Here is a 13,098-nt window from a genome sequence, read left to right on the forward strand (position 1 = left end):
AGGAGCAAGAATGAGAAGTGATACTATTAAAAAAGGTTATACAAAGGCACCAAGTAGGTCATTATTAAGAGCCGTTGGGCTAAAAGATGAAGATTTTGCAAAGCCATTTATTGGGGTTTGTAATAGTTTTATAGAGATTATTCCAGGGCATTTTTATCTAAACAAATATGCTGAAATTATCAAAGATGAAATACGCAAAAACGGCTGTGTGCCATTTGAGTTTAACTGCATTGGTGTTGATGATGGTATTGCTATGGGACATAGTGGAATGCTTTATTCGTTGCCAAGTCGCGAATTAATAGCAAGTAGTGTTGAGACGGTTATGAACGCACATAGCCTAGATGCAATGATAGCTATTCCAAACTGCGATAAAATTACTCCAGGTATGATTATGGGGGCTTTAAGAGTGAATGTGCCTACTATTTTTGTAAGTGGTGGAGCGATGGCTGCAGGTAAGCTTAAAGATGGTTCTCAAATTGATTTAAATACAGCGTTTGAAGCAGTTGGCGAATACGAAGTAGGTAAAATTGATGAAGCAAAATTAAAAGAAATTGAATGTGCTGCATGTCCTGGAGCTGGAAGTTGCAGTGGAATGTTTACTGCAAATTCAATGAATTCTTTAATGGAAAGCCTTGGTATTGCACTTAAGGGAAATGGAACTATTTTAGCTTTAACTTCTGAAAGAGAAGAATTATTAAGAAGTGCTGCAAGAAGAATTTGTGAGATTGCAAAGAGCGAAGAGCTAAGCGAAAAATACAAAATTAGAAATATTTTAAATAATAAGAGTTTAAAAAACGCTCTTGTTTGTGATATGGCAATGGGCGGTAGCACAAATACAATTTTACACACTTTAGCAATTGCAAAAGAAGCTTATGCTGATGAGATTGATTTAAAATTAATGCACGAAATCGCTCAAGATACACCACATATAGCTAAGGTTAGCCCAAGTCTGCCAGGAACTCATATGCAAGATGTAGGAAGTAGTGGTGGAATATATGCAATAATGAATGAAGTTAGTAAAAAAAGTAAATTCTTTAGCAAAGATGCACTTACTATTAGTGGAGATAGCATAGGAGAACTTATTAAGGATAGTAATCCTAATGGAAAGGCTATTAAAACGCTTGAAAATCCATACTCTGAGCGTGGTGGATTATGCGTATTATTTGGCAATATCGCAAGAGAAGGTGCGGTAATAAAGGTAGCCGGTATCGTTGGTGATAAGGTTTTCCGTGGTAAATGTGTTTGCTTTAATTCTCAAGATGAAGCAATAGCAGGGATTAGCAGTGGAAAAGTGGTTGCTGGAGACTGTGTAGTAATTCGCTATGAAGGTCCAAAAGGTGGTCCTGGAATGCAAGAAATGTTAAGCCCAACAAGTCTTATTATGGGTAGGGGATTAGGTGCGTCGGTTGCATTACTTACTGATGGTAGATTTAGCGGGGCGACTCGTGGTTTTAGTGTAGGACATTGCTCACCTGAAGCTGCTGAAGGTGGCGAAATAGGGCTTATTAAAGATGGAGATTTAATAGAAATTGACACTATTAAATGCACTATAAATTTATTAATTGATGATGAAGAAATGGCTAGAAGAAGAGCGGAATTTAAGCCTATTAAAAAAGAGCTTAATTCAAGATGGCTTAGAATGTATCAAAAGCTAGTTAGCAATGCTAGTAGCGGCGGTGTTTTAGACCTTGATGGTTTGAATGAAATGAAATAATTTTTAGGGATTTCTTAAGGAAATTCCTAGTTTTGTATTTGAAATTTTTGTAGAATTTGAAATTGCTTTTTTACTTTAAATAAATTAATAAAAATCTCTTATTTTATTAAGCTAGGAACAGAGAACCTAGAAAATCAAGTGCAAAAAGGTGCAATTGATTTAGATATAGCTAGACAAACTAAAGATGATAAAATCGCACAAGAGCAAATAAAAACCGCAAACGATATGGAAACTCTAAAACAAAGTCAATTCGCTACAAAAACACAACCTGAAATATTTAAAATGCAAAAGGAAAATCACAAAGCAAACTTAAGCAATACCTATTCAATTATAAGTGAGCGTAAGCAAAATATGTTTTTTAAAGACCAAGCCTACAAAGAGCAAGTTGAAGCTAAAAAAGTAATGAGTGATTTTAATGAGTTTTCACTCAAGTTTCCTAACTTAAAAGGAGATGATTTAAAGAATGCTTATTATAAGCATTTAAACTATATGCAAATGGCTGCTTTTAATGACCCATTAGCAACAGATACCCCTACTCAAATAGCAAACGCTCAAAAATACTTAGATAAACAGCGTTTATTTGAAAAGCATTTAGGATATACAGGACAAGGCTATCGTGCAAACGAAGATAACTTTAACCCTATTCCTAAAGGTAGTGGCAATAGTGCAAATAGTATGAATGATTATTTTGGAGTTTTAGACAAGGTTTCACAAATAAGCGATACAAAAGAAAACCTAGAAAAAGAATTAAAAGATATTGATAGTAAAATATTGTTAGCTAAAAAAGATGGAGAAAAAGAAAATATAATAAAATTAGAGCAAAGAAAAGATGAATTAAAAAACAATTTAAAACAATATGGAAATATTAATATCCCTAATGTAGGAGTAATACATACTTTAGGAGCATTGCAACAAATTTATGGTAAAGAAGAAGGACTTAATAGACAAAACGAACTAGAAAATCTAGCGGCACAAAAGAAACTATTGAATACTTATGCAGGATTAATTGAAGAAGCTAACTGGCACGGCTGGAATGGAAATGTAGTTAATAAATCACTTAATATTTTAGGATATGGAACAGTTAAAGACAACTTAAGAGAAGTAGCAAAACAAATAAAAGTATTAGCACAGACAAAAAGTATGAAACTAAAACAACAATATGAAATATTTGCTTCTTTAGTTGATGATGATAGCTTATTCGGACAAAATGATGAAAGACTTATGCAAAACGCTAAGATATTTGACAATTTCTTAACTACTCAAATAGATAGTGTATTAACAGCGTTTAATGATAGACAAAAAAATATGATAAAACAAGGGGTAAAATACGACCTTAAGCCTGTAGAATATTATTTCAAAAACAAACCTAAAAAAGCAAATTATCAAGGTATAAAAACTAATTATTCTAATAAAGGACTTGGTTATAACAATCCTTATGCAGGTGCAACTATATAAGTTTTAACTCCTTTTATGTTAATATAAATAAAAGGAGTTTTAATGAAATATATAGTTTATTTATTATTAATATGTAGTAGCTTATTTGCTTTTAGCGATGATGAATTATTTAATCAATTAGATGTAGGTTGGAGTGAAGAACAAAAACACAAAATAATCAAATACTATAAAAAATATGGTAAAAAATACAAGAATATAAACGAGTATGCTGACGATACAGGAAATGATTTTTCAAAACTTTACGAACAATCAGAATACTTAATTAACGATGATAATCTTTACGCTCATTATGAGTTAAATGATAAGCATAAAGTAATTAATGCTTACATAGATTACTTAAGAGATAAAACACTAAAAAAAGAAAACGCCCTAGATTTTAACGCTTTTGTATTTAACAAAATTAGTAGATTAGAAAGTGATTTAAAATCGGAATTACAAAGCTATTATGCAGTATTAAATGCTAGTAATATAAAAAACTCTTGGCTAAATGAATATGCAAGGGATTATAATAAGGCTTTAAAGATGAACTCAAGCTATGATGAAATAGTATTTAATATCTTTATAAAATCTCATTTTAACGAATATGAATTAAATAAAAATGCAAAAAATGAAATAATAGCAACGGACAAAGCCTTAGGACTTAGTGTAAATGTAGGCGATATAGAAAGCTTTAATTATTACACCTTAAAGGCATTTGTTTTAAACTATCTAGTAAGTTTTTTAGGGCTAATTGTAGGCGTAGTTCTGTGTGTAAAATATAAACATAAGGCATTAGTATATATAAGTCCTGTTTTATTATTTATCATAGGTTTAACGATTGATTATTTTGTAATCGGAATAAAATTACTTAAATATGTGTAAACCCTAGCAAAACACGGCTAATTTGCTAGGGTTAGGTGAATTGCTTTAAGCTTAGGCTAAGCCGTGCTTCACTATAATTTGATTAAGGTATTTTCAAAGTAGTTGCTTTACTAGAACTTTTTTAAGGTTCTAAGTAAAGCTATGATTAAAACGATTAAAATAATTGTTTCCCCCATATTACCACCTTTCCACCCTAACAAGCCTAAGGCAAAAAGCAAATCATATTATAAATTAATTTTTATTAAAAACATTTTAAATAATATTTTTATGGTATTTTCCGTTTTGGAAATAACCACTTTAATTAAAATAAGCTAAGCAAGTTTCTAAATCTTCTACACTAGAATTATGATATTTTTTAACTTTACTAATAAGATTTGTAATACCTATTAAGTCATAATTAAATAAAACAGCAAAAGCCTCATTGATATCTTTGTGCTTACATTCGCTAGAACCACAATAATTGTTTATATCATCATAGCTTACTAAAGCACCACTACATAAAGCGTTCTTTATAAAATCTAAATTGCTTTTATTCTTTTCTTTAAAATATTTTTTAAATAATTCTGTTAAGGCTATTTTTCCACGACCAACTGATATAGAATTAGGCATTAGCTAAGCCTTTTGCATATTCTATAATATCAAAATCTTTACTTTTAGCCATTTTGTAACTAATATCGCCTACAAAATCAAACAAATCTTTATCTAATCTTGTTTCTAATGAATTTTTTGTAGCTATTAATAAAGATTTAGCTTTTAAATCTATTTTTGAAAACTCATCATTTACCACAATATCTTCTGCAAATAATTTTAAAGTTTTGTTTATTTGCTCTATACAAGCTTGTGCATCATCTTTTAAATCGCTTTCAATATATCCTATTTTTAACAAATCAAAAAAACACTGCTCCAAACGATTACAAGCTTCTTTGTATTGATTTAACAAAACAAAACATTCATCATCACTTTTACAAACATTAACCTTAGTTACTTCGTGTATCTTTTCAGCATCTAAAGAACTACTACATAATAGAAGCGAAAGGGCTAATGATTTTAATATTATATCTACTTTCATAATTTAATTCTACTACACATTACATTATAAGGTAACAAAACACCTTCTAAAAAATATCGCTTAATGCGATATCACTACTCCCTCAATAAACTTTACATTTTTGTAATTAAATCAAAAAAACTTTAATTAATGATTAAAAATTTTATGGCACTAAATTTGATTTTGATTTTTTGTTAAACTTTTGCAAGCAACTTGCGAAAGTTTAAAAATCAAAAAAAGCTTAAAAATTACGGCACTAAAACGACTTTTTGCTTTACGCTATCTTGAAAATAAAAAGGATAGTAAATGCTAAAAGTTGCGGGATTTTTTGCAGGTAGTGGTGGGATTGAACTTGGATTTAGCCAAGCTGGATTTAATATAATTTATGCAAATGAGATAAATCCACTAGCAGCTAAAATATACGAAGCAAACTTCAAACACAAAGTAGATATTAAAGATATAAAAGATGTAGATAATGTGCCTAATTGTGATGTAATAGTGGGTGGTTTTCCTTGTCAAAGCTTTAGCCTTGCTGGTCTTAAGCTTGGATTTAATGACAAAGTTAATGGTAATTGCTTTTTTGAACTTGCAAGAATGATAAAGCTTAAAACCCCAAAAGCATTTATGCTTGAAAATGTAAAAGGACTTGTAAATCACGATAAGGGTAAAACACTAAATATTATTAAAAATACTCTAGAAGAGCTAGGGTATTACTTACATATAAATATTTACAACGCAAAAGAGTATGCAAATATCCCACAAAATAGAGAAAGAATATTTATAATCGGATTTAAAGATAAAAGAGCTTATGAAAGATACAAGCCTTTAGGAAAAGTGCCTTTAACTAAAAGTATAAATGAGTTTGTAGATTTTAATGCTTTAGTAGATGAGAAATACTATATAAAAGAGAGTTTTACTAGATATGAATTGGTAAAAGATATAGAAAAATATAAAATATATACTATTGCATTCAAACAAGCTAGAACAAATAAAGATAATGTATGCCCTTGCTTACTTGCAAGTATGGGTAAAGGTGGTGGTAGAACACCTTTTATAAAGACAAGTGATGATAAGATTAGAATATTAACTCCTAAAGAATGCTTTAAGCTGCAAGGCTATCCGAGTGATTATATATATATCCACAAAATATATCTAAAACACAACTTTATATAGCAGCAGGTAATAGTGTCGTAGTGCCACTCATAAAAGAAATCGCTTTAAGTATAAAAGAAGCTTTAGAATAATTCAGAGTGCGAACCTATCGCATAAAGATATAAAATCAATTTGCCGTTTTCGTAGTTATAAACGAGTAAAATATCAGGCTTTATATGACATTCATAATATTTAGAATATTTGCCACTAAGTTTATGATTTTTGTATTTTTCATCTAGGCTTTTATGATTTGCTAAAGTGCTTATAACTTCTAATAACACTTCTAGCTCATCGTTTTTAAGCTCTAGTTTTTTAAGTTGTTTTTTAAAAACTGATGAAAAAACGACCAAATCATCAAAATTAGCAGCTAGTGTTTCGTAAAAATATATTAATTGATTTTTATTCATTCTCTAGCTCTTTTAAAATATCACTAGCTTTATAAAATTCTCCGCTTATTGCTTCATCTAATAGATTAATTCTTTTGATATTAGCACTTTTATCAAGGTTTTTGATAAAGGTTTCTAACGCATTATAAACTTCATTTGAAATATTGGTGTTTTCTATGATTATCGTTGCCATAATAACTCCTTTTGTAAAAATTATAGCACTAAAATGAGATTTTACAAAACGCTAAACTCTTTTTAATTTAATTAAAAGGAGTTTTGATGACTTATGAAGAATTTCAAAAATTATATAATGAAGATAAAGAGTTTAAAAGTTTAATAGATGAAAAAGCAAATCATATTATAAATTAATTTTTATTAAAAATATTTTAAATAGTTATTTAAATTAAATAATTTTAAAACTAATACTAATTTATAATTTTTATAAAATTACTTAAAATCTTGATTTAAATTATTTTAGGATAATTTTTGTATGATTAACATCTCTATTAACTTTTAACATTTATAATTTTTTAACAAATAAAAATTATTAATAAGGAGACAAATTATGTTAGTTACAAAAAAAGCACCAGATTTTACAGCTCCAGCTGTATTAGGAAACAATACAATAGATAACAATTTTAATCTATACAAAAATATGGGTAAAAAAGGAACAGTAGTATTCTTTTATCCAAAAGATTTTACATTCGTATGTCCAAGTGAAATTATCGCATTTGATAAAAGATTTAAAGATTTCCAAGATAGAGGAATTAATGTAATCGGAATTAGTGGCGATAATGAATTCTGCCATTTTGCTTGGAAAAATACTCCAGTAAATCAAGGCGGTATTGGCAATGTTCAATTTCCATTAGTAGCAGACCTTACAAAAGAAATCGCTCGTGGTTTTGATGTATTATTTGATGAAGCAGTAGCTTTAAGAGGTTCATTCTTATTAGACGCTGATGGAACAGTTCGCCACGCAGTAATTAATGACCTACCATTAGGAAGAAATATTGATGAAATGATTAGAATGGTAGATACAATGCTATTTACAAATGAGCATGGTGAAGTATGTCCAGCTGGCTGGCATAAAGGCGAAAAAGGTATGAAAGCTGATCCAAAAGGTGTTGCTGATTACCTAGCTAACAATAGCGAAAAACTATAATTTAAAGGCTAGGATTTTCCTAGCCCACTTAAAATTAAATAATTTTTTAAATATTGATTTTTTCACTTCTGTTTTCTTACTTATAAAATTTACTTTTATATTATTTATATTATTTGGTATAAAGTCTTTGTTAATTTTGTGATTATTTATATAAAAATATTTTTTGCTAATATTATTTGCGAACGGAATTTCATTAAAAGATACATTGCCATCTCCAAGTGCTTTAAAAATCTCATCTTTTCTACTTTTTCTAAAATCATAAAACCTAAAGCCTTGCTTAATGCAGTTTAAATAAAATTCCACTTCTTTATCTATATCAAAATCTAACTCATTTGGGCTAAAAATACTATGATTTTTGGGTTTGAAATTATACAAAAACTCACAATTTTGATTAAATATTTTTATAAAATCTTGAGTGTATATAAATCTTAAAAATCTAGTTTTTTTACCCTTGAAATGTCTTAAATCTGATTTTAAAAATCCGTTTGCAATAATTGTTGTATTTTTTGGAAAATTTATATTTTTTAAAAATGATAAATTTTCAATGAAAATATAGTCAAAATATTTCAATTTTTTAACTTGTAAAATCGCTAAATCATTAAAAATATCTATGTGATAAATATTTTTATTTAAGCCTTTTGTATCGGTATTACAAATATATAAAACTAGATGATTTTTGCTTAGATTATTTGCTAATTCTTTTAAAAGAATTTCAATTTCGCTATTTTTAGAATATATATAAAATCCATCAAAACTCTGTAAAAACACATTGTTAAGTGATGGATTTTTAAACATTTTAAAGCTTTAAAACGCCTTCTTCAATCAAAGAAATTGAGTGCGGCTCAACCACTCTTATATGCATTTCTTCTCCATTTTTTAAAAAAAGTATCGTAGGAATATGGCGAATACCCAAATCAGCTCTTATATTTTCATCTTTATCAACATTTACATGGTAAAAATTTATATTAGTATATTTTTGACTAAGCTCTATCAAAAACGGCTCAGCAATCTTACAATCCCTACACCAAGGTGCTCCAAAAGCTATAACACAAGTTGTATTATCTTTAATATCTAAATATTCTTGATAATTAATCTCTTTCATTGTTTAAATCCTTATATTCATCTTTATTTAATGTTTTTAACTCGCTATCAGTCGCAATCGCTGCAATCATAGCACCATTTACATTACTCATAGTTCTTACCATATCTATAATAGGGTCAATTGCAAAAATCACACCTAGTAAATAAAACTTATCCCCAAGTCCAAGCCCTGTAATCATAATAGAAGCTGCTACAATTGAAATTCCAGGAATTCCTGCGATGCTTAAAGACCCAACAAGAGTAATTATGATAATTAAAACCGCACTAGATAAATCAATGCTAAGTCCTGCACTATGCATAATAAACGCAGCCACAAGTCCTACATAATACCCAGCACAGCCACTCATTCCTATAGTAGCACCCAGCCCTGCTACGAAGTTTGCATTGTTTTCACTAACGCCTAATTTAGTATGAAGTGTGCGAATAGTAATCGGTAAAACACCCGCTGAACTTCTTGAAGTAAAAGCTAATAATAGCACTTCAAACGCTTTTTTATAATACACCATAGGAGATAAGCCGTGAAATGCTAAAATGATAGAAAATACAACAATCATTAAAATTCCACTTGCATAAGTTAATATTATAAATAACCCAGCTTCTTTCATAGCTGCAACTCCATTTGCTATTAGCACATTTGCAATCATCGCAACAACAGCATAAGGCATTAGTTGGATTATATTTGTAATTACATTCATAATAATTTTGTTTATAAAAATTACTAGGTTTTTATAGGTGCTAAATATTTCTTTATTTTCTTCTTTTGTGCCTATTTTTCTTGCACCAAGAGTGAATAAAAATGCTACTAAAATTACTCCTAAAATATTATTATTTGCAAAAGAATCTATGATATTATTTGGCATTAAACCTAATAAAATTGAGCTTAGGGTTCTAGCTTCTTTTATAGTTTTTGAAGTTTGCACTACAACATCACTTCCTAGATTAAATATTACACCTAGACTAAGACCTATAGCACTTGCAATTGCAGTAGTTATTAAAAGCCAAAAAATACTTCTACTAAGAATAGATGAAATTTTTATTCCACCTTCAAGCTTTAATAAAGATGATGAAATTCCAAAAAATACAATAGGAACTATCATAAGTTTTAACAAGCTAATAAAAATACTTACAACGAAAGAATACCAAATTCTAGTTTGCTCAAGCCATAAAACTTCTTTAGAATTTGCAGGAAAATTTGCCAAATATTGAGCCAATACACCCAAAATAACACCTAAAAATAGTGCCAATGTCATTCTTTTTGCAAAACTTATAGTATATGCTAAACGATTTAGCCAAAAGCATAATATTAGATAAACTAATACAAAAGTAATTGATAAAGGCTCTGAAAGTGTAAAAAAGTTAATGAAAAAATCTTTCATAATTCTCCTTTAATATTTTTTTTAAGAGATAGATTTTATCCTAAATAAATTAAGAAATAAAAATATTAAAGGAGAGAACTATTGTTTAAATTTTTAAAAGAAAGGGAAATGGCGCGGCGGACGGGGCTCGAACCCGCGACCTCCGGCGTGACAGGCCGATATTCTAACCAGCTGAACTACCGCCGCAACCTAGTTTAAGAAATGGTGGTCGCTATAAGACTCGAACTTATGACATCCACCTTGTAAGGGTGGCGCTCTACCAACTGAGCTAAGCGACCAAGATTGATGGTGTCCTGTGCTGGATTCGAACCAGCGGCCCCCTCATTAAAAGTGAGATGCTCTACCTGCTGAGCTAACAAGACATTAAAATATTTGTGAAAGGTTGAATAATACAAAAAAAATTTTTAATTGTCAAGAAAAATCTAAAAAATTATATTTTAATTCAAGAATTTGGCATAAAAAATAAAAAGAATTTAAATTCCGATAATGTAAAATAAAAAATATTATAATTTTATAATTTAATTAAAATTTTTAAGTATAATTTAATTAAATACTTTGAAAGTATTGAAATTTAAGGAGTATTAATGCAAAGAAGGGAATTTTTAAAAGGCTCTGCATTTTTAGGTTCATTAGCCTGTATTAATCCAGTTTTGAGTGCTAATGCCTTTACAAACGGGGATAAAAAAAGTGTTTTTTCGGTTTGCGAGATGTGTTCTACTCGCTGTCCTATTGAAATAAGCGTTAAAGATAATAAAGGTGTATTTATTAATGGTAATCCAAAATTTAGCACAAATAAAACTAGCGTATGTGCAAGGGGTGGCGCGGGAATTAATCAATTATATGATAAAAACCGCCTTATTAAGCCTTTAATTCGTATAGGTAAGCGTGGGGAAAACAAATGGCGTGAAGCTAGTTGGGACGAAGCTTTAAACCTAGTTGCAACAAAGTTAAACGAAATAAAAGAAAAGCACGGAGCTAGTAGCGTAATATTTACAAGCAAAGCCGGAGAATCTCACACTCATATGAGTAATTTTGCCTGTGCTTACGGCAGTCCTAATATATTTTCACATTATTCAAGCTGTCCGATTACTTATAATATGGTTTTAGAGCATACTTATGGTGGCGGCTTATCAAGAGATTTTGCTAATGCAAAATATATTGTAAATTTCGGACATAATTTATTTGAAGGTATAGTAATAAGTGATGCTAAAAAACTAGCTAAATTTGCAGCTGCAAGTGATACAAAACTACTTGTCCTTGAGCCTAGATTTAGCGTAGTTGCTGCTAAGGCTGATGAGTGGCTACCTATTAAGCCAGGAACTGATGTGGCATTTTTAATGGCATTAATTCATATTTGGCTAAGAGATGAAAAATACGATAAAGAATTTGTAAATGAATATTGCATAGGACTTGATGAACTTAAAGCTAGTGTAAAAGATACAAGCCCTAAATGGCAAGAAAGTATCACTGGAATTAGTGCTGATGCTATTGAGCGAATTGCCGATGAAATCTATAAAGCTGCTCCTAAAGTAGTAATTGATTGGGGACATAAAACCACTACTACTTATGCAGAATATCAACGCACAAGAGCTATTGCAATAGCAAACGCTTTAATGGGAAACTACGAGAAAAAAGGTGGAATTCACACTAGCAAAAATACAAATACTTTAAACAAAATCATAGGCGAAGATATTTTCCCTACTCTTGATAATCCTAGCAATGTTTTTAAGGTTCCTAACACTCCTAGAATTGATGGTGCAGGTGAAGTTGGAAGTAAAAATTATTTTGTATCCAGAAAACACGGAGTTTTAATGGATATTGCCCCTGCAATACTTAGCAAAAAGCCATATCCTATTAAAGCTTGGGTAAATACTAGGTTTAATCACTTAGTAAATGTAGCAAATGTAAATGAGAGTTTAAAGGCTATAAACGAGCTAGATTTTATAGTAAGTATTGATATATATTTAAATGATTTTAGCAATTTAGCTGATGTGGTATTACCAGAAAGCTCATATTTAGAGCGAGATGAGAGCATTGCAACTATAGGAAATGGCTATTATATGAGAAATAAAGCCGTAGAAGTTATAGGCGATACAAAAAGTGGTTTTGATATTTTTAGAAAACTAGCAAATATGATGAAAATTGATGAGCTTTATACTTATACAACAATAGATGAGTATAGAATGCAACAAGCTAAAGGCAATGTAGATTTACTAGCAAATCTTAAAAAAGATGGCATAGTAACTTATAAAGTCCCTAGTCTTTATTTAAGAGAGCCAAAAACCATAAAAGAATTTGCTAAAACTTATCCACAAATTAAAGATAAAATTGATAGTAACGGCGAACTTAGTTCGCTAATTAGTTTTAAGACACCTAGTAAAAAAATAGAGCTTTTCATAGAAAAAGTTGAAAACTTATTCCCAACTCACGGCTGTTTAAATACAACTGATTATGATGTGTTTAAAAATCATGAATTTTGTCTAACGAGTGGCAAAACTCCAATTCATACAAACGCTCATACTCAAAATATCCCAATTTTAAATGAATTAATGAGTGAAAGTCCTGTGTGGATAAATGAAACTAAGGCTAAAGAACTAGGCTTTAAAGATGGCGATTTAGTATATTTAGAAAATGAATTTGGCAAAATCCAAGTAAAACTTATGCTAACTCAAGGAATTCGTCCTGATACATTGTTTATTTATCACGGATTTGGTCGTAATACTCCAGCACTTAAAAACATTCACGAAATAGGTGCAAATGATAGCATAGTGCTAGGTTCAAGAAGTGGTTATGTTTGTAGCACAATGGTTACAAATATAGGCGTAGATATTAAAAGGGCTTAA

The 13,098-nt window shown here is 29.7% G+C and carries 13 protein-coding genes and 3 tRNA genes; 6 read left to right on the plus strand and 10 right to left on the minus strand.

Annotated elements, in window-relative coordinates; all coding sequences use genetic code 11:
• Positions 1-10: 10 nt before the first annotated feature.
• The 3 genes from ilvD (at position 11) to AVBRAN9333_RS01525 (ending at position 4,030) form a co-directional block, all read left to right on the plus strand.
• A complete protein-coding gene (gene ilvD, locus AVBRAN9333_RS01515) occupies positions 11-1,714 on the plus strand; it encodes a dihydroxy-acid dehydratase (protein WP_239803159.1) in 1,704 nt (567 codons plus the stop codon).
• A 138-nt stretch (positions 1,715-1,852) separates the two neighbouring features.
• Complete coding sequence (locus AVBRAN9333_RS01520; RefSeq protein ID WP_336609305.1) at positions 1,853-3,169, plus strand: hypothetical protein; 1,317 nt, start codon at positions 1,853-1,855, stop codon at positions 3,167-3,169.
• A 42-nt stretch (positions 3,170-3,211) separates the two neighbouring features.
• The gene (locus AVBRAN9333_RS01525) at positions 3,212-4,030 is read left to right on the plus strand and encodes a hypothetical protein (RefSeq protein WP_239803157.1); all 819 of its coding nucleotides are present in this window, start codon (positions 3,212-3,214) and stop codon (positions 4,028-4,030) included.
• 297 nt (positions 4,031-4,327) lie between these two features.
• Here AVBRAN9333_RS01525 and AVBRAN9333_RS01530 read toward each other — a convergent pair whose 3' ends face one another.
• The gene (locus AVBRAN9333_RS01530; RefSeq protein WP_239803156.1) at positions 4,328-4,639 is read right to left on the minus strand and encodes a hypothetical protein; all 312 of its coding nucleotides are present in this window, start codon (positions 4,637-4,639) and stop codon (positions 4,328-4,330) included.
• Positions 4,632-5,099 (minus strand): hypothetical protein, encoded by a 468-nt coding sequence (locus AVBRAN9333_RS01535; protein ID WP_239803155.1) that lies wholly within the window; start codon positions 5,097-5,099, stop codon positions 4,632-4,634. The genes AVBRAN9333_RS01530 and AVBRAN9333_RS01535 overlap by 8 nt, the downstream gene beginning before the upstream one ends.
• A gap of 285 nt (positions 5,100-5,384) precedes the next feature.
• Here AVBRAN9333_RS01535 and dcm point away from each other — a divergent pair, with 285 nt between their 5' ends.
• Complete coding sequence (gene dcm / locus AVBRAN9333_RS01540) at positions 5,385-6,251, plus strand: DNA (cytosine-5-)-methyltransferase (protein ID WP_336609306.1); 867 nt, start codon at positions 5,385-5,387, stop codon at positions 6,249-6,251.
• A 62-nt stretch (positions 6,252-6,313) separates the two neighbouring features.
• On the opposite strand, the gene AVBRAN9333_RS01545 is transcribed toward dcm, so the two are convergent.
• Together AVBRAN9333_RS01545 and AVBRAN9333_RS01550 are read right to left on the minus strand one after the other, a co-directional pair.
• Entirely contained in the window at positions 6,314-6,637 is a 324-nt protein-coding gene (locus AVBRAN9333_RS01545) for a type II toxin-antitoxin system YafQ family toxin (RefSeq protein ID WP_336609307.1), read from the minus strand.
• Positions 6,630-6,809 carry a hypothetical protein gene (locus AVBRAN9333_RS01550; protein ID WP_336609308.1) on the minus strand — a complete coding sequence of 60 codons (180 nt, stop codon included), beginning with the start codon at positions 6,807-6,809 and terminating at the stop codon, positions 6,630-6,632. The genes AVBRAN9333_RS01545 and AVBRAN9333_RS01550 overlap by 8 nt, the downstream gene beginning before the upstream one ends.
• Before the next feature lie 372 nt (positions 6,810-7,181).
• Between AVBRAN9333_RS01550 and AVBRAN9333_RS01555 the strand changes: the two genes are divergently transcribed.
• Positions 7,182-7,778 (plus strand): peroxiredoxin, encoded by a 597-nt coding sequence (locus tag AVBRAN9333_RS01555; protein WP_214116319.1) that lies wholly within the window; start codon positions 7,182-7,184, stop codon positions 7,776-7,778.
• Here the strand turns inward: AVBRAN9333_RS01555 and AVBRAN9333_RS01560 are convergent.
• From AVBRAN9333_RS01560 to AVBRAN9333_RS01585, 6 genes are all read right to left on the minus strand, one after another.
• Positions 7,773-8,573, minus strand: coding sequence for a hypothetical protein (locus AVBRAN9333_RS01560; protein ID WP_336609309.1), 801 nt, complete (start codon positions 8,571-8,573; stop codon positions 7,773-7,775). The genes AVBRAN9333_RS01555 and AVBRAN9333_RS01560 overlap by 6 nt on opposite strands.
• Position 8,574: 1 nt before the next feature.
• A complete protein-coding gene (locus AVBRAN9333_RS01565) occupies positions 8,575-8,880 on the minus strand; it encodes a thioredoxin family protein (RefSeq protein ID WP_336609310.1) in 306 nt (101 codons plus the stop codon).
• Entirely contained in the window at positions 8,867-10,255 is a 1,389-nt protein-coding gene (locus AVBRAN9333_RS01570; RefSeq protein WP_336609311.1) for a cation:dicarboxylate symporter family transporter, read from the minus strand. The genes AVBRAN9333_RS01565 and AVBRAN9333_RS01570 overlap by 14 nt, the downstream gene beginning before the upstream one ends.
• Positions 10,256-10,364: 109 nt before the next feature.
• A tRNA-Asp gene (locus AVBRAN9333_RS01575) sits at positions 10,365-10,441 on the minus strand.
• Between the two features lie 16 nt (positions 10,442-10,457).
• Positions 10,458-10,533 (minus strand) — tRNA-Val (locus AVBRAN9333_RS01580).
• An 8-nt stretch (positions 10,534-10,541) separates the two neighbouring features.
• A tRNA-Lys gene (locus AVBRAN9333_RS01585) sits at positions 10,542-10,617 on the minus strand.
• A 222-nt stretch (positions 10,618-10,839) separates the two neighbouring features.
• Here AVBRAN9333_RS01585 and phsA point away from each other — a divergent pair.
• Complete coding sequence (gene phsA / locus AVBRAN9333_RS01590; RefSeq protein ID WP_336609312.1) at positions 10,840-13,098, plus strand: thiosulfate reductase PhsA; 2,259 nt, start codon at positions 10,840-10,842, stop codon at positions 13,096-13,098.

This window comes from Campylobacter sp. RM9333 (assembly GCF_020137705.1).
Classification (GTDB): Bacteria; Campylobacterota; Campylobacteria; order Campylobacterales; family Campylobacteraceae; genus Campylobacter_E.